This window comes from Empedobacter sp. EJD.6dd (assembly GCF_057369435.1).
Window position 1 is genome coordinate 858769 of record NZ_CM170667.1, and the last position, 24991, is coordinate 883759.

Genomic DNA, 24991 nt, shown 5'->3' on the forward strand with positions numbered 1-24991 from the left:
ATCTGTTTTTGACACCAAAAGAAATTCTTTTCAATTATTGGAACTATCCTTCTTTCAAAAAGCCTCAAGAAGAGATTATCTCGAGTATTTTAGAAGGGAAAGATACTGTAGCAATTTTACCGACCGGAGGCGGAAAATCTATCTGCTATCAAGTACCTGCTATTATGCTTGATGGATTAACATTGGTTATTTCTCCGCTAATTGCTTTGATGAAAGATCAAGTTCAAAATTTACAATCCAAAGGAATTTCTACAGCTTATATAACCAACGAAATCGATCAAAATACAATTGGAAAGATTTTAGACGATTGTCAAAACAACAAAATAAAATTGTTATATGTTTCGCCAGAACGTTTACAAAGTAGACTTTTTATTGAGCGATTAAAACAAATCAATATTAGTTTACTTGCTGTAGATGAAGCACATTGTGTTTCGGAATGGGGACATGATTTTCGTCCTGCATATCATCGCATTTCGAGATTAAAAACCATTCTTCCAAATGTTCCTATTTTAGCATTGACAGCTACTGCAACGGAAAAAATTCAACAAGAAATAATTGAAAAACTTGAGCTTAAAAATCCTAATATTTTTAAATCTTCTTTAAAAAGAGAAAATCTATCCTACAATGTTTTTCTTTCTTCTGACAAGAAAAAGGATTTGATTTATTATTTGAAAAAATATCCTGGTTCGAGTATTATTTTTGTTCGAAATAGAAAATTGACATACGAAATTGCAAACTTTTTAAGTCAAAATGGTTTTGATGCAGATTATTTTCATGCTAAATTAACCAAAGACGAAAAAGAGCAAAAACAACGAGATTGGACGTTGAGTAATTCGCGTATCATGGTTTCGACAAATGCATTTGGAATGGGAATCGATAAACCAAATGTTCGCACTGTTTTCCATGTCGATTTACCGCAAGGAATCGAAGCTTATTATCAAGAAGTTGGTCGCGCGGGACGTGATGAACAAGAAGCTTACGGAATTTATCTTTATAATCCTGATGATCGAATTCAGTCAGAAAATATTTTCAAAGCGAATTTACCATCGCAACAAGATTTTATTAAAATCTCTAATTGTTTGTTTAGTCAATTACAATTGGCTGAAGGAGAATTGACAGAGATGAATTATCAATTAGATATTCCGAAATTTTCAGAAAAATTTAATTTAAATCTAAAAATGGTTCTTCAGTTTTTAGAATTTCTAAATACAAAAGAAATCATACAACAAAAAAATTATACTCAAAATAGTACACTTCAAATTTTAAGTTCACCACATTCGATTAATTTGAATGAAAACCGAATTTTTGATTATTTACAACGTCATTATCCCGGAATTTACACCTACAACAAAGAGATTTCTGAAAGTAAAATGGCGTTCGATTTACATATGAGTATTGGCGATATTAGAAATTCTTTACACGATTATGCTAAAAATGGAACGATTGATTATTCGGATCGATTTTTAGCGCGTTTTAGATTTCTTGTTCCTAGGGATTCCAATGCTTTTAAAAATAAATTGTGGAAAGATTTTGAATCAATTCAAGTAAATAATTGGAAACGTTTGCAAGCAATGGCTTATTACGCTGAACAACATACAATTTGTAGAGAACGCTTATTGTTTGGGTATTTTAATCAAAAAACAGACGAAAATTGTGGTAAATGCGATATCTGTCAATCAAAAAAACAATCGATAGATTTTAATTTGACTGATTTGATTAACTATTTGAAAGAAGGTGAGAAAACACAAGCCGAAATTCTTTCAAAATTCATAAATTCGCCAAAAGATAAAATCGTCGAAGAATTACAATATTTGATAGACGAAATGCGAGTTCAACCAATTGGATTCGATTCTTATAAACTAATAGAATAAAAATGCGAGTAGTCTTTATGGGTACGCCCGAATTTGCGGCGACATCTTTGAATGAAATCAATACAAATAGTCATCACGAAATAGTTGGAGTTGTTACTGTTCCAGATAAACCATCTGGTAGAGGGCAAAAAATGAACATTTCTGATGTCAAAAAATATGCAATAGAACACAATTTACCTTTAGCTCAACCAGAAAAATTACGTGACGAAGCTTTTATCGAAACTTTGAAAAGTTGGAATGCTGATGTTTTTGTTGTAGTTGCATTTCGTATGCTTCCTCAAGTAGTTTGGTCTATTCCTTCGAAAGGAACTTTTAACCTTCATGGTTCACTTCTTCCACAATATCGTGGTGCAGCTCCTATCAATTGGGCTGTGATGAATGGCGATCAAGAAACAGGTGTGACAACTTTCTTAATTGATGAAAAGATTGATACTGGAAACATCTTAATTTCTGATAAAGTTGCCATTGGAGAAAATGACAATGTAGGAAAAATTCATGACGAATTGATGCATATCGGTGCGAAATTAGTTGTGAAAACTTTGAATGGTTTAGAAAATGATTCATTAAAACCGCATCCACAAGACGAAACAACAGAATTGAAACATGCTCCAAAAATTTTCAAAGATGATTGTAAAATTGATTGGAACGATTCTATTACAAACATTCACAATAAAATCAGAGGGCTTTCTCCTTATCCATGTGCATGGACAACATTTGGTAATGACGAAAATTATAAATCATTAAAAATATATGGTGGTTTGAAAACTGATTTAACTTTAGAGGCTGATAATTTTGAATTGGTTTTACAGAAGAATAATTTATATGTAAAACTACCTCAAGGAGTTTACGAAATTTTAGAACTTCAGCCAGAAGGAAAACGACGTATGCTTGCAAAAGATTTTATCAATGGACATCAAAACGAGGATACCTTATTCGTAAAATAAGTCCTTATTTACTGATTTTTGACACAGATTTGTAAAAAAATGCAAAAAACATTAATTTTTTTTGCCTTGAAACTTGCACAAATAAAGGGAAAGAGTATATTTGTGTATAAATTAATTTAAAAAGTTACAACTATGAACAAATCAGAACTTATCGATGCGATTGCAGCTGACGCTGGAATTTCTAAAGAAGCTGCTAAAAAAGCCTTAAACTCATTTACAGAAAATGTAACTAAAGCTTTAGCAAAAGGAGACAAAGTTGCTTTAGTAGGATTCGGTACTTTCTCAACTTCTGAGAGAGCTGCAAGAACAGGTATCAACCCACAAACTAAAAAAGAAATTAAAATTGCTGCTAAAACAGTAGCTAAATTTAAAGCTGGATCTGAATTATCAGGAGCAGTTGATACAAAAAAGAAAAAATAATATTTCTGATACAATAAAAAATCCACTCGTTTGAGTGGATTTTTTTTATGCCTTGAAATATTATTAATTCCTCAAAAAAAATCCTTCAAGAATACTTGAAGGATTTTTACATTTTATCTAATATTGATTTAATTATCTTCTGTTAAATCTGTTTTGTACGTTTCTGGAATTGTAAAGTAATTCACTAAAATCGCAATAAAGATTAATATCAATGGATAAGCTAATCCGATATAAGGCGACATAGCTGCCGAAACAATAATTGTACTTTTAATTAATTCTGTTACAAAAGTTGTCGCTCCTCCAATAAATCCATTTCCCATATTTTGTGCAAACCCCATACTAGTGTATCGAATCTTTGTTGGGAAAATTTCTAACATAAAAGCTCCAAGCGGACCATATGTTGCTGCTCCAGCGATTGATGTAATCAAGCTCACCACAACAATTCCAACCACAGCTAAATTCGAAATATCATGAACTTCTTTCAATCCTTCTGGATTTCCTAATTTCATGTACAAGAAAAATGATAATGGAATTAAGATAAAACTACAAATCATTCCTCCTAACATAACTGGTTTACGCCCGATTTTATCGCTTAATGCTCCAAACCATTGATAGAAAAATGAACTAAATAATGTAGAACATAAAACCACTATTAAAACTGTTTCGTATGGTAAATTAACTGCGCGTTGTAAGAAGAATAGCGTAACAAATAATGTTGTTTGCATAATTGTACTTTGTGCTGCATTTCCACCAAAAATTGCTTTCAACATCAATTTTACATTTCCTGGAGTTGTAAAAGCGTTTTTAATTGGAGTTTTTGAGGTTTTACCTTCTTTTTTAAGTTGCTCAAAAATTGGACTTTCATGTAAACGTTGACGAATAAAGTAACTCAAAATCACTAATATTCCACTAAATAAAAATGGAATTCTCCATCCGAAACTTGCAAAAGCTTCTTCTGATAAAAATGATTGTGTTAAGAAAACAACTGTTAAACATAATAATAATCCAATTGGAACAGTTGCTTGAATAAATCCTGTATAAAATCCTCGCTTTTCTGCTGGCGCATGTTCTGCTACATAAATTACCGCACCTGCATATTCTCCACTAATTGCAAGTCCTTGCATAATGCGGCAAAACAATAATAAAACAGGAGCAAACCAACCTACACTATCAAAAGTTGGAATACAACCAATCAAGAATGTTGCTGCTCCCATCATAATTAATGAAACTAAAAACGAATATTTTCTACCAATACGATCACCTATACTTCCAAAAATTAGAGAGCCAATTGGACGAAACATAAATGAAGAAACAACAACTGCTAAAGTTTCTAAGAAATGGGAAGATCCGTCATTAGGAAATAACTGTGTAGAAAGTACACTTGCTAAGATGATTGCCAAGAACATATCATACCATTCTATTAATGTTCCGACAGATGATGCTAAAATAATTTGGAAAATATTATCCTTCTTCGCAACTGTTTGCGAAGTATCTAATGTATTTGTACTCATGTTTTTTGTGTGATTTTAGAAGTTAAATAATGTTGTAAGTTGAAATCTATTGTTATTTGCTAAATATTTGTTTTCGGTTCCCGTACCTTTTATCGTCGCATCTGCCCATTGCGCAGTACTACGATCATATTCGAATCTAAATTTTAAGGCTTTGCTTAAGGTAAGATCTAAACGAGGAACTACTTTGTACAAATAATTTACAGTACGTGTACCTGGAGTTGCCGAAATTGCGCCCCAATTTGTCGTTACACCATAAGATGTTGATGCAATTGCTCCTTCTACTGGATCTTTTACACCGTTATTTCTGACATAACCAGCGAATAAACCAAACGAAAATTTACCTTTAGAGTTTTGTTGTAAATCAATCCACATACTATGTGTATTCATTGGTTTATATGTTTCTACCGCTGTAGGACTTGTTTGATATCCAACAATTCCTCCAAGTTGAACAAAAGAAGAGGCATCTTGCATCAAATATCCTGTAACAGTAACTTGTAATGGTTTTGTATTCAATTTTGAATAAGCCATAAACGAAACATTTTCTACACGTTCATTCGACTTTATTGGTGGATTACCTGAAGATAATTTTGGTTTTAAGTTTTCGTACTGAGCAGCAATACCGGCAGTAAAAACTTGTGATTTATATTTTAACTGAAGATGGGCTGCTGGCATTCCACTATTTCGAAATGGCTCTGTATTCGGAGTAAAATCTCGTTGAGAATGTAAAGCAGCAATTACTTTTAGCTTATCTGTTAACTTATGAGTTAAACGAACTTGTGGATTTCTATTCAACGCATAAACAGGGGCACCTGTGCCATAATTAGCAACATTTGGTAAAGCTTCTAAAACCACAAAAGGATGCCAATATTGTCCTATTCCCAATTGAGTTTTTTCCCAATCTAACATCACATAAGCATGTCGCAAACGAAATTCGTTAATCCCTCCTTCTGTTGCTCCAAAAAATTCTCCTTCTAAAATTCCAGAAGTTTTAGCACCAAGTAATTCTGATCCTTTTAAGTTAATACCAGCTCTCGAGACTATTGACAACATATGAAATTTAGAAGCATCATTAATATCTGCTCCATTTACATCCAACAATCTATCTTTTGGATAAAGCGGAACCAAAACCTCTCCTGCTCCAATCATTTGACGTGTATCCATAAAAATATCATTTCTAATAAATCCATAAAACTGCACATCAACCTTCTCTTTATTCTCTTTTGGTTGCTTAAATTCTATTTTTTCTACAACCACACTATCTTTTATATTCTCTTGAGCAGAGACATAGGTATAGCTGCAAAACAAGGCTAGACAAGCCAATTTTGTTAATTTCTTACTCATTTTTTTGTGATAATTTGAACGACTAAAATAATCAAAAGATAAAAACTAACAAATGTTCGTTATTCATTTATGAATAAAATATCTCAACTTTATCAAATTATTTAAAATTGAATGGTTTTTTTACGAAATAATTATTTTGGAAATAGAATCAGAAACTATAATTATGAATCCAATATTAATGATAGTGTATGAAATACACTTATAAGGTATATTCTTTTTTTCAATTTTTAAAAAAAAATCGAGAGAAGAATAGGGATTTCAACAAATGAGGAGAAATTTATCTTCTCTCGTAGTTTTAATTTTAAAAATGTATGCAAATTTATTGAATACAGAATTTTATTCAGTATTCTCAATAATAAGCTTATGTTAAATCATTAAAAAAAGTTTATTTGCTAATAATATTTCCTCACTTCTATTATATACATAAAATTTATGTATAATTATTCAGTCAGTATTATTAAATGAAGCTATTCTTTATTAAATTCGGAATCATAACTTGAAATAATATTTAATACAAGTTAATTTTTTAAGATTTTTTTTAGAAAAAAATTAAATGTTGGGGCTATTTTTGCTTTGCAAATTATAACTATGCAAACAAACATTAAAATACATTCATTATCTAATGTAGATTTGGAAGAATTATCGGCTTTGTATAATCTTTCTTATCAAAATTACTACGTTTCTATTCAACTTTCGAGTGAGCAATTTCAAGGTAAATTGAAAATGGAAGACATCAATCTTGATTATTCTGTAGGTGCAAGTATTGATGGAAAATTGATTGGTTTTTTACTTTATGGAATAAGAAATTATAACGATGTAAAAACTGCTTATATTGGCGGAACTGGAGTTTGTCCAGAGCATCGTGGAAAAAAAATCACCCAACAAATGTTAGATTTTAGTTTTCCAAAATTAAAAGAAAATCAGGTGAAAAATATATTTTTAGAGGTTAATACTAAAAATGATTTTGCTATCAATGCATATGAAGCATGTGGTTTTGAAAAAACAAGAATGCTAAATAGCTATAAAGGAGTTCCTATTCTAGTTGTAAATCCACTTCATGAAATTGTCGAATTTAACGATTTGGATTTGATTACTGGCGAAAATTTTTGGGATATAAAACCTACTTGGAAAAATGATATTCAAAGTGTGAAAAATATTATCAACGATTGTCAAATTAATGGAATTTATGAAGATGGAATTTTAGTCGCTTACAAAATCATTAATAAAAACAATACACGTATTTATCAATTTGGTGTTCATCATGATTATAGAAACCGCTATTTGGCTTCTATTTTATTCAGTGATTTGAAAAATAAAGAAATCAAAATGATTAATGTTGACGATCGAGAAATTTCTACAAATGATTTTATTCAATCATTGGGATTAGAATTGTATGACAAACAATATGAAATGAAAAAAGAATTATAATTTAAAAAGCCTCTATTTTAGAGGCTTTTTTAAAAAATATTGAAATTACTTCAACTCAAAAAAATCTCGTTTTCCAATTTTTATTTTAGTTTCTTTAATTAATAAAACCTCAGCTAAAGGATCAATATTCTTTTCTCCATTTACATGAACAGCTCCACTTTCTATTAAACGCCTTACAGCAGTTTTTGATATATCATTTTTCAAACGATGACATACTTCTAATAATGTTATTGTTTCATTTTCAATATTAAAAGAGTTTATTTCAATCGATTCAAAAATTCTATTTTCATCATTTCTTTTCTGAAATTGATTATTAAAAAAATCTTCTGCTTCTTCTGCTTCTTTTTCTGAATGATATTGTGTAATAATATTTTTTGCAACTATTTTCTTAATTAACATTGGATTATCCGTTTTTAAACGTTCAATTAAATTTACTTTATCTTTAATTAAAAAATCAGTTGCCAAAGCAATATATTCTTCCAATAAATTATCAGGAATCGACATCGTTTTTCCAAACATTTCATTGGGCTCATCTGTCAATCCAATAATATTGTTCAACGATTTACTCATTTTTTCTTTTCCATCAGTTCCTCTCAAAAGCGGCATACACATCACAATTTGAGCTGCATCACCATTTGTTTCTTGTAATTGTCGCCCCATTGTACAATTAAACAATTGGTCTGTTCCTCCCATTTCAATATCAGCATTAATTTGTACAGAATCATAGGCTTGTAAAATTGGATAAACTAACTCGTGCATTGCAATTGGTGTATTTTCTGTAAAACGCTTGTTAAAATCATTTCGATGCATTAATTGTGCAACAGTAACTTTTGACAATAATTGAATAACATCAGAAAATGGCAATTTATCTAACCAATCTGAATTAAAAACTATTTCCGCTTTATCTACATCAATAATTTTAGATAATTGATTGATATAGGTTTCGGCATTTTTCTGAACTTGTTCAGCATTCAATGGTTGTCGACTTTTATTTTTCCCTGTTGGATCTCCAATTTGAGCAGTAAAACTCCCGACTAAAATCACAATTTGATGTCCTAAATCTTGAAATTCTTTCAATTTTTTTAACACTACCGCATGTCCCAAATGTAAATCTGGTGCTGTAGGATCAAATCCTAATTTTATTCGAAGCGGACGTTTTTCTTTATCAGCTAATTGCAATTTTTCTTCTAAACCATTTTCTGGTAAAAAAATAGCTACATTTTCTTTTAATTTTTCTTGATTTTCCATTTTTTTAAAAATAAAAAAAGCCCGAGCAAAACTGCTCGGGCTTGTAGATTATGATTATTTTTTGACGTACAAATTTAATACGAAGTATACACATAGTCTACCCGAGCAAATATTGTACGATAATAAGTGCTGAAAAAAGGTAAACGTAATATATTTTGTAAAAACTTCATCTATAGTGCAAAGTTAAGAATTGTTTTTTAGTTAAAGGATTTTCTTTCCAAATTATTATCATAGCATCGTTTGCAAAAAAGATAATTTAAAAAATATTTTCAACTTAACTTTGCTTAAAATTTAAATCAAATGAGCAGTAAAACTGCAAAAACAAACGCAGTACGAATTTTGGATAAACATTTAATTTCGTATGAATTAAGGGAGTATGAAGTTGATGAAGAACATGTTGATGCCTTACATGTTGCAAATTCTTTGGGTGTAAATCCAGAAGGAATTTACAAAACATTGGTTTTAAAAGGAAATGTTGAACCATTTATCGTTGCAATTATTCCTGCGAATACACATCTCGATATGAAGAAGTTTGCAAAAGTTTCGGGAAATAAAACTTGTGAAATGCTTCCTTTGAAAGATTTATTGAATGTTACTGGGTATATACGAGGTGGTTGCTCACCAATTGGTATGAAAAAACAATTTCCTACTTATATAGAAGAACTTGCTCTTTTGCAAGAGCAGATCTGTATAAGTGCTGGAAAAAGAGGTTTACAAATTATTCTAAATGCTGAAGATTTAGGAAATTTAATTCAGGCTAAATTTGAGGATATCACTCAGTTTGATTAATTTTTACTACTCAAAATCAATTTCTCTAAAATAGTTGGAAATTTAGCTTCATCTTCAAAAGTAAGATCTGGATTAGCATAGACAATAATTCCATTTTTATCAATTACATAAGTTGCTCTATTATTGTAACCTAAGCGATTGTACAAATTGTATGCTAACGAAATAGCGTAATTTTCATCATTCAAATAAGTAATCTTTGTTGTTCGTAATGCATCTTTCCATAATTCTAACAAAGGATTTGTAGAACTAGAAATTGCATAACTTTTTACATTTTCTAATAAAGGATTGTGATCAATTAATTGAATTTGAGCTGCACAAGTCATCGAAGCTTTTGTGTCAATCGATGTGAAATCTGGTAATATTTGTCCGCTAAAAGCCGCTGGATAAAACGTCAAAACCTTGAAATTAGATTTATCGTCTAATAATTTTTCGGTAGAATTGGTTTTATAATTTGGTCCTTTCAGAATAAAATCTGGTGCTTTATCACCAACTTTCAATAGTTTATTTTGAGTAAGATCAATCTTGATATTGTCCGTTTGAGTAAATCTTTTAACTAATCTTTCCAAAGGTTTTAAATGTTCTCCTTGTGCACGATAATCGTTATCTCTCATCAAAATTTTATTATTTTGATCGATTAAAAACAAAACAGAACTTTCTACGAATACATTCTTAGTTGATGTTGGAATAATACTCGAAATTGTATTTTGTTTGAATGGTTTCAATCCAACAGCATGATATACTTTTCCACTTTCATCATAAATCACCTTCGCGCCTTCTAATTTGTTTTGATTAGAGGAAGTATTAAAAGCAAACGATTGTTGTATATCCTTGCTCCATTTATCCTCTTCATTAACAATATAAACGACATCAATATTTGGTGGATTAGTCGAGTTAAAAGCCAAACCTTTTACAAAATAATAATACAAAGAAGTGGTTAACATACTTGCATAATTATTTGTTTTGTATAGACTTGGTGTAAATACAATTATCTTCGGATTTGAAGTTTGCTTTAAATTTTCAATTTTATCAATCGGAAATTGATCTCCAACATTCAAATTTTGAGCTTTAGCAAGAGATATACCACATATAACAAGTAGTATCGAATAGATTCGTAACATAAAACGTTTATTTTAAATAGACTAATAAATTAAACAACCACAAGATAGCTAAAATTCTACTTTTGTAAAAAAACTAAACATTAAATTCACATTAGAATTAATGAATTAACTTTTAAAATTATCAAGTCTTTTTCGCAGCAAATCAGTTATCTTTGTCTTGATTTTAACTTTAAAATTTATATTCAAATGGAATTTAATGTAACCAATGCTTTGAAACAATTAAATGCTGAGTATTCGGAAGAAAAAGCATCAGAAATTATTGAAAACTTATTGTATAATCCAACTGATTTTTCTGATGAAGACCATACTATAATTGATTCTTTGGGTGACAAATTCTTACGAATTGCTGCACAGATTTTTGTAGAAGATTTAGCATATGATTTCAATACTTTGGTTAATTATTGGGAAGCTTTTATTGGACAATTAACAGAAGAGCAATCTCAAAATTTATTAAACTTCGGAATTGAACAAACTGATGTAGACTTTGTTGAAGATTTTATTATTGGTTATAGAAAGTTTTATACGAATCCAAAAGAAAGTATTACTTTTTTCAACAAACTAAATGAAGAAGAATTCTATGAAATTAAATTCTTTAAAGCGCGTTGTTATGAGGTTTTAGAAGATTATGAAAAAGCTGTAGAATCTTATATCAACTATTTGAATTCTCCTCATTTTAAATCGGAAGAAAATGCTGAACAAGCTGCTGTAAACGAATTTTATATCAGTCATAGTATTGCACCATTATTGGTTAAGTTGGAAAAATATAAAGAAGCAAAAAATTATTTTGATACTGTTTTGGGTAATTTGAGTTTAGAAGATTATTTAGCAAATTTTGAAAATTCTAATCACCAAGAAGTTAAATCTTTTTTAGAAGATTATGTAATAACTTTAGAGAAAACTGGTTATGAAAATGAAGCAAAAGACTTATCTCAAAAAATAATGAAATATTTTTCTTAAAAATACAACATTCGTAAATATATTATTGATATTTTACGAAATACTCATAAATAGGTATATTTAACTTTTTTTTATCAAAAGTATAAATCTAATCTATTTCAGCATAAAAAAATAAACAAAGAAATATTTATCAAATTAAGAAATTGCCCTACCTTTGTACTATAAATAATTTATTCATAGTTGTTAAGGATAATGAAGATTGATTATTGAAGAAGAATATCCTTAATAAAATAGAGTTTTTTTATAGTATTTTTAGGTTGGTTAATGGTTCAATGTAAATTGAACCATTTTTTATTTCTTATAACCATATGCACAATGTCGGCATCCATTTTGGCAACATTTTCCTTTTTGATAATGAAAAAATTCTGTAAAAACCCAAAATCCATTTTCGATATAATAATGAATATGAGGAATAAATTCTGCTGGCGTAGTAGGATGTTTATATTCTTTATCTAATGTTTCAAAATAATTCAATTGTTCCAGACAACTATTACATAAACATTTATAATGCGTTTTTTTTAAAAATTCTTTTGTTTCTGGTTTCAATTCAATTTTAGAACAATTGCAATTTTCAATATCATTTACATTACATTCTATTGTTTCATTACAACGTGAACAATTCTCTATCATTTTATTTTAATTCAATAATTTTTTTGATTGTTTTAAGTTACGAATTTTCTTAAACTTATATTAAAACTTAATATCAAATTTCTCTGTATCTATGATTAATAAATATATATAAATTAATTTTATTAAGACATAAAAGAAATCTGTAACAAATAATAAATTTATAATCAAAACTTTAAGAACTTTGTAAAAGAATAAAAGATAGACATTATCAATATTCATTTAGTGTTTTTATAGTAGTTTTGATTGGTTAAAATCCTCTGAAATTAATTTCAGAGGATTTTCTTTTTATCTATTTTCTTAGTTTATCAATCAATAATCCAATTACAAATCCAACGATTGATGGTACAACCCAGCCTAAATCGTATTCAAAAAATGGAATTTTATTCAAACTTGTAATTGTAACTTCATCAAAATATCCTAATAATTTCAACAAACCTAAAATTGCAATAATTGTAGAAGCAATTAACGCAAAAATGAAAGGGGTTTTACTCTTTACAACTTTGCCAAACAATACGATATAAATAACCAAAGTAATTGTAATTGGATAAACAAAGGCTAATGGAGGATATGCAAAATTGATAATTTCATCTACGCCTTTTATCGATAATCCAAAAGAAATTAATGTGCACAAAACAACTAAAACTGTGTAACTTAATTTTCCGTTTGTTAAACGTTCAAAGAAAGAACCTACTGCTGATGTTAAAGCAATAGATGTTGTTAGACAAGCGAAAGCCATACACAATGCAATGGCAATTAACCCGTAATGTCCTAATGTATTACGAGAAATTTCTATTAATAGTTCAGCTCGCGAAATATCAGGATTTGTAACACCAGAAGTTGCTCCTAAATAGATTAAACCACCATAAACGAATAATAAACAAGTTGTAGATAATAAACCCGAAATGATTACAATTTGAGATTTACTTTTTGTATCTGTATAGCCTTTATCACGTGCTGCAGCAATGATAATTCCAGCGAAAATAACTGATGCTAAAACGTCTAATGTTTGGTAACCTTCTACAAAACCTTTAGAAAAAGATTGCATCATTGTCAACTTAGAAGGCATGAAATCTGCTGTTGGATTTATAATTCCTACAACTATCAACAACGCTAAAAGAACTAATAAAACAGGTGTAAGGTAATTTCCAATAACATCAACAACTTTAGAAGGTCTGATAGCTAATCCTAACGTTATGGCGAAAAAAAATAAAGAACCCCAAAGCGGATTTAATTCTGGAAAAAATGGTTTTATTCCAACTTCAAATGTTGTAGCTGCTGTTCGAGGAATTGCAATTAGAGGTCCAATACAAATCATAATAATTGTTCCTAAAATAGCCGCCAAATGTTTGTTGACACGGTGTCCTAAATCGTTAAAATTATCTCCAGAAAAAACAACAGATAAAATTCCAGTAAATGGTAATAAAATTCCAGTTAAACCAAAAGCAATCATTGCGACAAAGTAATTAGACCCTACTTCTACTCCAATTAGGGGTGGTAACAATAAATTTCCAGCTCCAAAAAACATTGCAAATAACGCAAAACCAAGCGTTAAAACATTGGTTAACTTTTTATTCTTCATAAATATATATTTCCTCTTGTGTGTAAAAAAATGGCTCGCAAATTACTATAATAGCATTTTACGAGCCTAAACTTAATAGATTTATTCGGTTTTATCTACCTCTTTTTATAAATTTGACAGATTTGAATAATAAATTTTATATTTATCAAAATATAAATCCAATAATTTACGAATGTTTTAATCATCTATATCATCAAATTGCAATTGGAATGGAGATAATGATAAAAAAAATAAAACTATTATTAATATAATACCGACCATGTTGTATATTTAAATTTACCAGAAAGTACATTAATTAAAATCAAATTGAATAAAGTAAAAATGATTGCAGTTAAGGGTAATTTATTTGTAATTAAACCAACTATTATTATAGAAAAAATAATCAATAAAAAAGTAATCACGATTATCCAAAGAATAATAAAAAAACTAAAATCTATTTTAAAATAAACGATTGGTACAGAATAATCAATGTTAAAACAAATTAAAGTGACAACAATGTTAACACACAAAATTCCTATAAAAACAATCATCTTCACAAATTCTGAAAACTCAAATACTCTAAAATCATTCATGATATAATTATCTAAATTGATCGTAAATAACAACATAGTCCAAAGGAAATTCGTACAACCAAAGAGTTGTTCTGTATTTTGTAAGCCTACCTTTGTAAAAATATCTTTGAATTGATAAATTTTCAGCCAAGTAAACAAACCTAAAAGACTGATTGATAAAATCATTAAATAAATACTTATCGAAAGAATTAATTGATTTGTATCAGAAAGAATTTCTGTAAAGGAAATTGCCATCAGCATGATACTGATGACAAAAATTCCCAAAAATAAGTGTGCAAATATTATTTTATTTTGTTCCATTCGATACTTTTAGAATAGTACATTAAAATAGCAACAATGATAAATAATCCTATACTTCCTACTAAAAGCGCATGTTCTTTTAATTGTAAAACACTGTAAATAAACACGTATAACAATGTTAACATCATTGTAATTTTAAAGGTTAAACCAAACGATTTTAAGAAAGAATTGACGAAAAAACTGATTAATAAAATCGTTGCAGCTGATGAAATAAAGTAGGCAACATCGAAACCTAAATATTCGGATAATGATAACAGTAAAACAAAATTTACTGAAATTGCAAAACCAACTAACGCATATTGCACTAAATGAATGTTGAATTTGTTTCGACTTTCTATAAAGAAAAACGCTACAAAAGTTAATCCAATAAACAGTATTGCATATTTTGTCGAGCGATATGTTTTGTCATAATGATCATTCATTTGTAAAAAATTAACTCCGAAACTATAATCAGAAAAATTAGAAGCGTCTTGCCAAATTTGGCCTTGCAACGGATTTTGTTGATAAATAGACCATTTCACATTAGTTTTTCCTGCTTTTGTTTCTGGATCTGTATTAGGTAAAAAATTACCATCATATTTCAAGTCATTCCAATTCGTAGTTAAATCAACTTTTGTATTAATAGCAGATGGAATGAAATTCATCATTTGAGAACCTTTCATCAACAAATGAATTGAAACTTGATTAAAGTCAAATGTAGATGGATCTATTTTCTGCGCCATCATTTGTATTGGCATTGATTTGACTGTTTTCTTAGGTTCTCCCGCGTATTCTTCTGTTGATTTTGGTTCTGGAGAAACATCAATTACAGCTGTTGTATTATCTATTGTAAGTGGATAACTCTTATTATTTGATTGAACAACTACTTTATTCTCGTATCCTTTTGAGTCAGAAATTCCAAAAATAATCTTCGTTGAAACAACTTCTTCAGCATTTATACCTATCTCAGTAAGCATTTGTGAATACGACATAAACTTCGAATTGATATTTAATTTCGAATTGTAAACAACCGCATCATAAATACTTCTACTTTTTAATTGCGTATCAATTTGTCCATTAATTACCAAATCATTTGCTGAAATATATTTTATTACTTGTTGCTTTAGCGTTTTTCCTTCTCCATCTTTTACATTTTCGAAATAAACTATTTCGATAAATGGACCATAAACTGTTTGTTTTCCACTCCATTTATCCGAAATTTCGGAAATAACTTGTTCTTTATTTCCTTGTCTTTCTTCGATTAAATTTAAAATAAAAGGAACTGGAATTAAAAGTCCTAAAACCAAAAGACATACTAAAAACCCTTTGATCATTGTTTTGTTTTGTGAATAAACTGATTGATTTTCAGTTTGGTATTCATTTTCTAAATTGTTGTTTTCCATTTGTTTAATTTTTAATATTTTATTTTAAAAGTACTTTGTTTTTCAAAGTATAAATGCAAAAAAAATTTATTTAATATTCTTTATTAATTTTTCAAGGTAATTTAAATGCTCCTGAAAAGCTTGTTTTCCAAGTACTGTTATCGAATACGTTGTATTTGTTTTTCTTCCTATAAACCCTTTGTGTACAGTAATATAATCGTTTTCTTCTAAGTTCTTTAAATGCGAAGCCAAGTTACCATCAGTCAAGTCTAAAAAATCTTTCAAGTCCTTAAAAGAGATTTCTTCATTCATCACCAAAGCACTCATAATTCCTACACGAATACGATTATCAAAGACTTTGTTTAATTTATTAAGATTAAAATCCATGTTGCAAATTTAAGCTTTGTAATCATATTTACGCACCATCCAAATCCCAAAAATAACATGTAAAAGTCCAAATCCTATAAACCAAAACAATAACCCATTGAAAATAAAATAGAAAGCTAATAAACCTAAAATAATTTCACACAACGCTAAATATTTTATCTCTACAATTGTATCACGTTCTACTGTATAAAGCGCCAAACCATAAAACAAGAGTGTTGCTGGAGCTACATAAGCAAAACTAAAATTATTAATAAAGATAAGACTCACAATTCCTCCAATAATCAAAACAAATAGAAATTTAGTTAAAATACGTTTTGTAACAGGATTAATAAACTTTACACCATCTTTGGCAGACTTTCTTGTCATAAAATAAAATCCACCTACACAAGCAGTAAATAATGTTATCACTCCTAAAACAAACAATTTCAAATCAAGATTATCCGTTATAATATCTCTAGAAACTCCTCTATAATTAATTTGTAAAGCATCTTTTAGAATAATAAAATAAGCAATCGCAGCAGAAATCATTCCCACTACTCCAACCCAAACACCACTCCATCCACTAATGCTTGTAAATTTAGAGGAACGTTGCATCATCGATTTAATTTCGTTTAAACTTTCAATTGGATTTTCTTGACTCATAATAAAAGTACTTTGTAATTCAAAGTTAATACAAAAATTGATTCTGCAAAATTATTTTACAAAAAAATCCAACTTCTATAAGAAGTTGGATTTTGAGTATTTTAACTAAATAAATTTTTATGGATTTGTTGACCACAACGAAGCAGAAGCTAACATTGCTCGTTTATCTAATTTTAATAAGTCTACAATTAATTGAGCAAAATCTTCTGGTTGTAGTACTTTTTCTGGATTACCATCAGTAATTTTCAGAACATCTTTTGACATTTCAGAAGCAATTGTGCTTGGAGTTAAAGTTGTTACACGAATATTTTTCTTTCTTAATTCGAACATCAATGATTCTGATAAACCTATTAATCCCGCTTTTGATGCTGAATATGCAGAAGTTACCGCATTTCCTTTCAATCCAGCAGTTGATGAAACATTAATTATATCTCCACTTCCTAATTCAACCATTGATGGAATTACAGCTTTAGAAACATAATACGGGCCAAATAAATTTGTACGTACAATTTCTTCCCAATCATTTTCTGGCATTTCTAAAAAACTACCAAAAGCTGCTATACCAGCATTGTTGATTAAAATGTCGAATGCTCCAAAAGACTCAATTAATTTTTCTAACTGCATTTTAACTTCAACTTTTTCAGCAACGTTAAAAATAGAATAATCAGCTTTTACTCCAAAACTTTTAATTTCAGCTACCGTTTCTTCTAACGTTTGTTTATTTCTACCAGTAATCGCTACATCTACTCCTTCTTTCGCTAATGCTAAAGCAACAGCTTTTCCTAAACCTCGGCTACCACCAGTAACCAACGCTTTTTTACCTTTTAAATCTTGCATAATTATTTTATAATTAATATTTTACATTTATTTGGAAGATTTTCACTTGTGATTTTGTATGACAAAGATAAACAACAAAGTATTCTCTCGAAAATTTTTATGTTTAGCTATTATTAAGTAATTTAGAAAACTAATAACACACTATAATATGGATACACCTTTAATCTTTACTCTACTACTAATTAATACGTTAGCTTTTGTTTTATTTAAAATTGATAAGCGAAATTCTATTCTCGGAAAAAGACGAATTTCTGAACTTACACTATGTTTTGTTACTTTAATTGGTGGTACTGTTGGTTCTTTAATGTCAATGCAAATTTATCGTCATAAAACCAAGAAAAAATCATTTATTTTCAAAATAATAATGATTGTAGCTATACAATGCGGACTTTTGATATTTTTAATAGATCGTGTATAAATTGTTCTAAAATTTAAACCTGCGATTGTCTTTTTTTTCGGCTAGTTGTTTCTTTTGATTCAATCTTTTTTGCTGAGAAGCTTTCGTTGGTTTGGTCTTTTTTCTAAACTTCGGAATGATTAAAGCTTTCTCTACCAATTCCATCATTTTCTTCGTCGCATTTTCTCTGTTATCCAATTGTGAACGAGATTCTTGTGAACTAACTTGTAAATAACCTTCAATATTTATTTTGTTTTTAAGTTTTTCGGCTATTAAATATTTTTCTTCTTCAGAAAAAAATTGAGAGTCAAAAACGTTCCATTTTGCTAAAACCATTGTTTCAACTTTGTTTACATTTTGACCTCCTGCTCCACTACTTCTTGCAGTCTTATAACTTATTTCTGAAGAAAAATCTCTCATTATTTAAGAACTTTTTTAGTAAACAATAAATGGGAAGCTAAACAAACCAAGGTAAAAATAACTCCAACCGTGACAACTCCATTCCATTGAAATTTATCCCAAGCATTTGCTGCAATAAATGTTCCCAAAGAACCACCTATAAAATAACTTGTCATATAAACTGTATTGATTCTGTTTCCTGCTTTTACATTCAATCCAAAAATAATGGTTTGGTTTGAAACGTGCATCGCTTGTAAACCTAAATCAATTAATATCACCCCTACAATCAGTCCCCAATATGTAAATCCAAATTGATAGAAAAATCCCCATGCAATTAACATGGTAATAATTGAATAAAAAATAATTCTAGAAATTGATAAATATTTTGATACTTTACCTAACAATGCCGCTGCTAATGCACCTACTGCTCCTATTAAACCAAAAGCTCCTGCAACATCACTTCCAACAAAAAAAGGGGCTTCTTCAAGATGAAAAACTAACGTTGTCCAAAAAGCACTAAATGCTGCAAAACCTGTTGCTCCACGAAAAGAAGCTAATCGTAGTTCTGGTTCAGTTTTCACTAAATCGATAATTGATTTCATTAAACTACCATAAGTTCCTTTAAAATTTGGTTGAATTTCTGGTAAAAATATATAAATGAAAATCCATAAGGTTACCATTAAAACAGCTCCGATTAAATAAACTTCTCTCCAACCTAAATATTCACCAACAAAACCACTGAAAACCCTTGAAAGTAAAATTCCAACCAATAAACCGCTCATCACCATTCCTACAGCTTGCGCTTTATTTTGAGGTTCTGCTAATTCAGCCGCCATTGGAACAAAGACTTGTGGGATAACCGATGTAAATCCAATTAAAAAACTTAAAGGAAAAAGCCAAGTTACTGAAGGCGCAAAATACATCCCCAAAAGTGATGCGGTTATGAAAATGAAATCAATCAAAATCATTCGTTTACGACGAAGTAAATCTCCTAAAGGAATTATAAACAATAATCCAAAAGCATATCCAATTTGCGTTAACATTGCAATATTAGAAACTTGACTTTCGGATACCTTAAAATCTTTCGCAATTAATGATAATAGAGGTTGATTGTAGTAATTATTAGCCACTACCAAACCACTACCAATTATCATAATCCATAAAACAATTGGGGTAAGTTTAGGCTTTAAAACTATATTTTCCATGATTTAATAGTCGCTTGCTTCGGTTAAAAGTTTTACGTCATCATGTGACAGTTTCACATTAACTGCTTCTACAAATGAATCAAGATGTTGCTCTTTTGTTGCACTTGCAATTGGTGCAAGTATTGTTTTTTGTTCTAATAACCAAGCTAATGATACAGCAGAATATGAAATATTATAACGTGTAGAAATTGTTTCTAAAGCATCTAAAATTCGGAAACCTCTTTCAGTTAAATATTTCTTTATTCCTTCTCCTCTTTTACTTTTCTGTAAATCTTCTTCATTTCTATATTTCCCCGTCAAAAAGCCACTTGCTAAACTATAATATGGTATAACAGCTAAATTATATCTTTCTGCAACAGGTTGTAAAAACTCTTCGAAATGTTGACGATCAAACAGATTATATTCAGGTTGCAAGGTTTTATAGCGAGGTAAATTATAAAGTTCAGATTTATCAAGAGATTCGATTAATCGTTCTGAAGAAAAGTTAGATGCACCAATAAATCGAATTTTACCTTCTTTTACCAACTGATTATACGCTGATAAAGTTTCTTCAACAGGTGTATTTACATCATCATAATGCGTTTGATATAAATCGATATAATCTGTTTGTAAACGGATAAGTGACTCTTCCACTTCTTTTAGAATGTGAGCCTTTGTAGTATTTGGCTTATCTTGAATCATATTTCGACCACCAACTTTAGTAGCCAAAACAATTTGATCTCTAACTCCTCTTAGTTTCATCCACTTTCCAATAATCTTTTCAGACTCTGTTCCTACATTTCCAGAAACCCAATAAGAATAATTGTTTGCTGTATCTATCGCATTAAATCCTCGATCTACGAAAGCATCTAAAATACGGAAAGATTCTTCTTCATTCAATGTCCAACCAAAAACATTTCCTCCGAAAAAAATTGGTTTTATCTCTAAATCTGTATTTCCTAATTGTACATTTTCCATGGGTATAAAGATAAAAAAAAAAGCTACTTTTCAGTAGCTTCTTTGTTGTAAAATTTTTTGACTCACACGTCGAAAAATGTAACTTTTAAGATACTTATGGTGTCTTCATAGGTTTAGAAAACGAAGTATCTAAGTTTAATACTTAGTTTGAAATCGATATACAAATATAGATAGTGAATAATTCCTATCATAGAAATAGGCTTTCAACTTAGTAAATTGTTGTTTTAGCAAGGTGAAACATTAAAATAATCAGGTGAAAATTTTAAACGTTTTGTAAAATCAACCTTACAGTTGCACCACCTTCATGTAAATTTATAAAAATATTATCTCCAGAATTATGATTTAAAAGCTGTAAGCGTTCATTGATAATCTTCAATGCTTTTGACTCATAAACTTTATTTCCTTTTTCTTTACTTGCAATTCCTTTACCATTATCTTCTACAATAATTTCTAAGAAATTATCCTTCAAAACGAGTTTTAGTTTAATAATTGGTTCTAAATGATTTTGATCAAATGCATGAACAAAAGCATTTTCTATAATTGGTTGAATCAACATTGGCGGAATTTTTATACGATGAATATCAACTTTTGAATCTACATCTACTTCAAAAGTAATTTTATTCTTCCATCTAAAATTCTCAACTTCTACATACAATTTCAAAAAATCAATTTCATCATTCAAGCTAATTTCATCTTTTGTTGAAAGATTCAACATTTGGCGAATCAAATGTGAAAAACGCCCAAGTGAATTCAGAGCATTATCAATATCATTGTCCAAAATATAAAACTGAATTGAATTTAAAACATTAAAAATAAAGTGAGGATTCATTTGCGATTGTAAGGCTGTCAATTTTGTTTCTGTTAATTGACGCTCTAACAATAATCGTTGATTTTCTTGTCTATTAGTTTCTTTTAATTGATTTATTTTTAATTGATTAAACGTGTTTAATGTTTTGATTTTGTTCGTGTTATATCTATAAATTATTAAACCTAATAGTATTATTGACGATAAGATAAAATATATATTAAGATAAAATGGTTCATCAACATTAAGTGAGACAAGATCAATAATTTGCTTTGTTCCATTATTTGTATCTGTAATTTCGAGCTGAATTTTATATTTCCCGTGTTGTAAATTTCGTAAATGAATCGTTTCATCTCCAAAGTATTCGTTCCAACTTTCATCTGGATTTATTCGATAACGATATTTAAAATTCTGAGCAAAATTAGCATCAACAATAGAGAAATTGAGTGTTATATTATTTTCATTATTCTTCAATTTCAAATTTTTATCAATTAAATCGAACCACGAAAATTTATCTATTCCAAAAGCTTGATCATTAATTTTAAAACTCGTAATAATTACTCTTTTTTGATGAATATTTTGATGAAGTAAGTTATCTAAATTCAACTTATAAAATCCATTTTCTACACCAAGAGTTACCGTTTTTCCATCAAAAATAGATGAATGTATATCTTTGTTTACAAACCCTTGTTCGTTACTCACCATATAGGTTTTGTTTTTATTAAAAACCAGTAAATTTCTGTTTGTACCAATTAAAATACTTTCTCCAAAAATATCAATTGAACTAATATTTTCTCCTCCTATTTGTCGAATATCAATTGTTTTTTTCTTAATTAATTCATCACCTTTTATTTCTAAAATGTACACTTTAGCAAATTCTGTTGCAACCATTAACAGATTCTGACCAATACATTTTATCATTTTTAGTTTAGATTCTGTAAACTGATTATTTTGTAAATAGGAAATAAATTTTCCGTTTTCATATTTGAATAAACCATCCATAGAAGAACCAAAAAATACTGCATTCTTATTGTGACAAATTGCTACCACATCTTTCGGAACATTTCCCTGAGCAGGAGAAAAAGAACGATATTTTAATGTTTTTAAATCATCAAAAATAAGAATTCCACCAATTGGACTTGTCTGTATAAATTGATTATTAAAAAAAGTAAACTGACTTGTCCTTGTAGGAAAATAATCGGTAAACTTTCCATTAAAATCTAATTCAAAAAGACCCAAATTGGTTGCAATTATAAATGAATTGTTATGAATAACAATTTTATAAAATCGAAGATTTTTTTCTTTTAAATCAAAATCAATTTCATAGAAATCTTTGTTAGATTGACTTAGAAATTCTTTAAATCTTGCTTTATTTTGAAGCATATAATTATAAAAAACTTCTCGTTTTATCAATTTGTTGAATACACTATTTTGCTTAAAATAAAGACCTTCTGGCGTAAGAAAATATTGCGTATCATTGATTTTTAGAATCTCAATTACTCGTTTGTTGTCAATCGTAGAATAGTCTAAAAAATGATTAAAATGAACTTCAAAAAGTCCTTTATCAGCGCTACCAACATAAATCAAATCATCTGTTTTGCTGCTAAAAATACGATATGGATAATCTGATGTTATTTTAAAATTCTCTGTTTGATCGATAATCTGATTATTTTTCAGTTCAGCAACCATTCCATTTCCAGCGCCAATATCATAAGCTGTTAATAAAAGAGATTTTCGGATTTCTGATTTATTGTGATGTCTGAAAACAGGTAAATCATACGTTTTATAATTCGATTTATGATTCAAAAAATCTTTAACTGGAATAACTTTAAGACCTTTATTCGAAGATAAATACAAGTCATTTTCATAGACAAAACTATAATTTATTCGACTATACGAATTGACTAATTTCAATTTTGAACGATTCACTTCATATACGCCATGATCTATCGTTGTGACATAAACTTTATTTTGATATTCAAAAAAAGAAACAGCTTCAAAAACAATATTGTTGTTTTTCTCGAAAGCAGGATTGTAAATTTTATTAGATTTTGTATCAATTATCGAAACTCCTCCTTGTGTAGCTACATATATTAAATCATTCAAATAAAATAGATTACGTACTCTATCTGAAACTAAACCTTTAGATGTATTTATTTGTTCAAATTCTTTCCCTGTAAATTTCACAATTCCTTGACCATAACTTCCAAACCAAATATTATGTTCGTTATCCTCTATTATTTTCCAAATATTATTAAACTGAATTTGTTCAAAACGTTTCATTATTTTGAAGTTATCCATGTCTTTAACAAAAACGCCAAACCGCGTTCCTACCCAAACAATATTTCGCGAATCTTTATAAATACTCAGAATTTCATTCGCAGGCAAACCATTTTCGTACGTATATTGTTTTGTCAGAACATATTGCGCATTGAGCCAATTTGAACAAAATATAAAAGCAATGAAAATGAAGTTACGAAACAACATTCGAAAGAATTTTGTAGCCTAATGAAGTTACAGGAAGATTTGATTCACCATCTTTTGGCTCGCAATTAAGAATCAACACATTATTGCGTTTATCAAATTTCTTTGCAAAATTTATATTGACCAAATATGAACGATTGACACGAAAAAAATTGGTTTGATCAATCAAATTTTCCACCTCTTTCAATGTTTTAGTCACCATATACGCATCATCTTTGGTATAAATTGTACAATAACTATCATCTGCTTTACAATAGATAATTTCGTCAATTTTGAGCACCAAAACTTCTGTTATAGATGGAATAAAAATGATGCCGTGCTCGTTTTTAAACGTATCTTTTAGATTATCTGTTTCAACTTCTTCGTCAAAATCATCTTTGATTGTAGTTGTCTCTTTTGTTTGATTTATTAGATTTTGACGTTCTACAAATCTATTTAATAAGACTTTTAAATCAGAAATCGCGATTGGTTTCATCAAATATCCTAAACACCCCCATTGATTAATGGCTTGTAAAATATAATCAGAATGAGCTGTTGTAAAAATAACATCAAAAGAAATGTCATCAAAATAATCAAATAATTTAAAACCAAATTCATCTGGCATTTGTATGTCTAAAAAAACAATATCTGGTTGATTTTGCTTAATCATTTCCACACCCTCTTTTACAGAACTTGCTGTATCAATCGATTTAAAAAAATTTGGTAAAGCATGTTGAATAATTTTCATTAACCCTTGTTGGGCAAAATGTTCATCATCTATAATTAGTGCTTTATAATTATCCATTAAAACGTGTTTGTACAAATATAAA

23 protein-coding genes are annotated in these 24991 nt (G+C 28.9%); 7 read left to right on the forward strand and 16 right to left on the reverse strand.

Annotation, left to right across the window (positions count from 1 at the left end; translation table 11 throughout):
• The first annotated feature begins 8 nt into the window (after positions 1-8).
• From AC2I98_RS04005 to AC2I98_RS04015, 3 genes are all read left to right on the forward strand, one after another.
• A complete protein-coding gene (locus AC2I98_RS04005) occupies positions 9-1871 on the forward strand; it encodes a RecQ family ATP-dependent DNA helicase (protein ID WP_486413340.1) in 1863 nt (620 codons plus the stop codon).
• 2 nt (positions 1872-1873) lie between these two features.
• Positions 1874-2815 (forward strand): methionyl-tRNA formyltransferase, encoded by a 942-nt coding sequence (fmt, locus tag AC2I98_RS04010; RefSeq protein ID WP_486413341.1) that lies wholly within the window; start codon positions 1874-1876, stop codon positions 2813-2815.
• 132 nt (positions 2816-2947) lie between these two features.
• Positions 2948-3235, forward strand: coding sequence for an HU family DNA-binding protein (locus tag AC2I98_RS04015; RefSeq protein ID WP_019975917.1), 288 nt, complete (start codon positions 2948-2950; stop codon positions 3233-3235).
• A gap of 128 nt (positions 3236-3363) precedes the next feature.
• Here AC2I98_RS04015 and AC2I98_RS04020 read toward each other — a convergent pair whose 3' ends face one another.
• Positions 3364-4746 (reverse strand): MFS transporter, encoded by a 1383-nt coding sequence (locus tag AC2I98_RS04020; protein ID WP_486413342.1) that lies wholly within the window; start codon positions 4744-4746, stop codon positions 3364-3366.
• Positions 4747-4761: 15 nt separating this feature from the next.
• Positions 4762-6087, reverse strand: a complete 1326-nt coding sequence (locus AC2I98_RS04025) for a DcaP family trimeric outer membrane transporter (RefSeq protein ID WP_486413343.1) — start codon at positions 6085-6087, stop codon at positions 4762-4764.
• 588 nt (positions 6088-6675) lie between these two features.
• Here AC2I98_RS04025 and AC2I98_RS04030 point away from each other — a divergent pair.
• A complete protein-coding gene (locus AC2I98_RS04030; RefSeq protein WP_486413344.1) occupies positions 6676-7515 on the forward strand; it encodes a GNAT family N-acetyltransferase in 840 nt (279 codons plus the stop codon).
• Positions 7516-7560: 45 nt separating this feature from the next.
• On the opposite strand, the gene tyrS is transcribed toward AC2I98_RS04030, so the two are convergent.
• Positions 7561-8763 (reverse strand): tyrosine--tRNA ligase, encoded by a 1203-nt coding sequence (tyrS, locus tag AC2I98_RS04035; RefSeq protein WP_486413345.1) that lies wholly within the window; start codon positions 8761-8763, stop codon positions 7561-7563.
• 300 nt (positions 8764-9063) lie between these two features.
• On the opposite strand from tyrS, the gene ybaK reads away from it, so the two are divergent.
• On the forward strand, positions 9064-9552 hold the full coding sequence (gene ybaK / locus AC2I98_RS04040) for a Cys-tRNA(Pro) deacylase (RefSeq protein WP_486413346.1): 489 nt from the start codon (positions 9064-9066) through the stop codon (positions 9550-9552).
• On the opposite strand, the gene AC2I98_RS04045 is transcribed toward ybaK, so the two are convergent.
• The gene (locus AC2I98_RS04045) at positions 9549-10670 is read right to left on the reverse strand and encodes a redoxin family protein (RefSeq protein WP_486413347.1); all 1122 of its coding nucleotides are present in this window, start codon (positions 10668-10670) and stop codon (positions 9549-9551) included. The two genes, ybaK and AC2I98_RS04045, sit on opposite strands and share 4 nt — an antisense overlap.
• A 186-nt stretch (positions 10671-10856) precedes the next feature.
• On the opposite strand from AC2I98_RS04045, the gene AC2I98_RS04050 reads away from it, so the two are divergent.
• Entirely contained in the window at positions 10857-11627 is a 771-nt protein-coding gene (locus AC2I98_RS04050; RefSeq protein ID WP_486413348.1) for a hypothetical protein, read from the forward strand.
• 291 nt (positions 11628-11918) lie between these two features.
• Here the strand turns inward: AC2I98_RS04050 and AC2I98_RS04055 are convergent, their stop codons facing one another.
• The 7 genes from AC2I98_RS04055 to AC2I98_RS04085 form a co-directional block, all read right to left on the reverse strand.
• Positions 11919-12257: a cysteine-rich CWC family protein gene (locus AC2I98_RS04055; protein ID WP_486413349.1), complete on the reverse strand. Its 339-nt coding sequence runs from the start codon at positions 12255-12257 to the stop codon at positions 11919-11921.
• Between the two features lie 289 nt (positions 12258-12546).
• Positions 12547-13836 carry a branched-chain amino acid transport system II carrier protein gene (gene brnQ / locus AC2I98_RS04060; protein ID WP_486413350.1) on the reverse strand — a complete coding sequence of 430 codons (1290 nt, stop codon included), beginning with the start codon at positions 13834-13836 and terminating at the stop codon, positions 12547-12549.
• A gap of 242 nt (positions 13837-14078) precedes the next feature.
• A complete protein-coding gene (locus AC2I98_RS04065; RefSeq protein WP_486413351.1) occupies positions 14079-14708 on the reverse strand; it encodes a hypothetical protein in 630 nt (209 codons plus the stop codon).
• Positions 14690-16090: a cell envelope integrity protein CreD gene (creD, locus tag AC2I98_RS04070; protein ID WP_486413352.1), complete on the reverse strand. Its 1401-nt coding sequence runs from the start codon at positions 16088-16090 to the stop codon at positions 14690-14692. The genes AC2I98_RS04065 and creD overlap by 19 nt, the downstream gene beginning before the upstream one ends.
• A 66-nt stretch (positions 16091-16156) precedes the next feature.
• Positions 16157-16456 carry a winged helix-turn-helix domain-containing protein gene (locus AC2I98_RS04075; RefSeq protein ID WP_486413353.1) on the reverse strand — a complete coding sequence of 100 codons (300 nt, stop codon included), beginning with the start codon at positions 16454-16456 and terminating at the stop codon, positions 16157-16159.
• Positions 16457-16465: 9 nt separating this feature from the next.
• A complete protein-coding gene (locus AC2I98_RS04080) occupies positions 16466-17098 on the reverse strand; it encodes a hypothetical protein (RefSeq protein WP_486413354.1) in 633 nt (210 codons plus the stop codon).
• Positions 17099-17215: 117 nt separating this feature from the next.
• Entirely contained in the window at positions 17216-17935 is a 720-nt protein-coding gene (locus tag AC2I98_RS04085; protein ID WP_486413355.1) for a 3-ketoacyl-ACP reductase, read from the reverse strand.
• 148 nt (positions 17936-18083) lie between these two features.
• Between AC2I98_RS04085 and AC2I98_RS04090 the strand changes: the two genes are divergently transcribed.
• Entirely contained in the window at positions 18084-18353 is a 270-nt protein-coding gene (locus tag AC2I98_RS04090) for a DUF1294 domain-containing protein (RefSeq protein WP_486413356.1), read from the forward strand.
• A gap of 6 nt (positions 18354-18359) precedes the next feature.
• On the opposite strand, the gene arfB is transcribed toward AC2I98_RS04090, so the two are convergent.
• The 5 genes from arfB to AC2I98_RS04115 all read right to left on the reverse strand — a co-directional run bounded on the left by arfB (position 18360) and on the right by AC2I98_RS04115 (position 24966).
• A complete protein-coding gene (arfB, locus tag AC2I98_RS04095) occupies positions 18360-18752 on the reverse strand; it encodes an alternative ribosome rescue aminoacyl-tRNA hydrolase ArfB (protein WP_486413357.1) in 393 nt (130 codons plus the stop codon).
• Positions 18752-19936 (reverse strand): MFS transporter, encoded by a 1185-nt coding sequence (locus AC2I98_RS04100; RefSeq protein ID WP_486413358.1) that lies wholly within the window; start codon positions 19934-19936, stop codon positions 18752-18754. The genes arfB and AC2I98_RS04100 overlap by 1 nt, the downstream gene beginning before the upstream one ends.
• 3 nt (positions 19937-19939) lie before the next feature.
• Positions 19940-20893: an aldo/keto reductase gene (locus AC2I98_RS04105; protein WP_486413359.1), complete on the reverse strand. Its 954-nt coding sequence runs from the start codon at positions 20891-20893 to the stop codon at positions 19940-19942.
• A gap of 262 nt (positions 20894-21155) precedes the next feature.
• Positions 21156-24185: a sensor histidine kinase gene (locus tag AC2I98_RS04110; RefSeq protein ID WP_486413360.1), complete on the reverse strand. Its 3030-nt coding sequence runs from the start codon at positions 24183-24185 to the stop codon at positions 21156-21158.
• Positions 24172-24966 (reverse strand): LytR/AlgR family response regulator transcription factor, encoded by a 795-nt coding sequence (locus AC2I98_RS04115; RefSeq protein ID WP_486413361.1) that lies wholly within the window; start codon positions 24964-24966, stop codon positions 24172-24174. The genes AC2I98_RS04110 and AC2I98_RS04115 overlap by 14 nt, the downstream gene beginning before the upstream one ends.
• Positions 24967-24991: the final 25 nt, after the last annotated feature.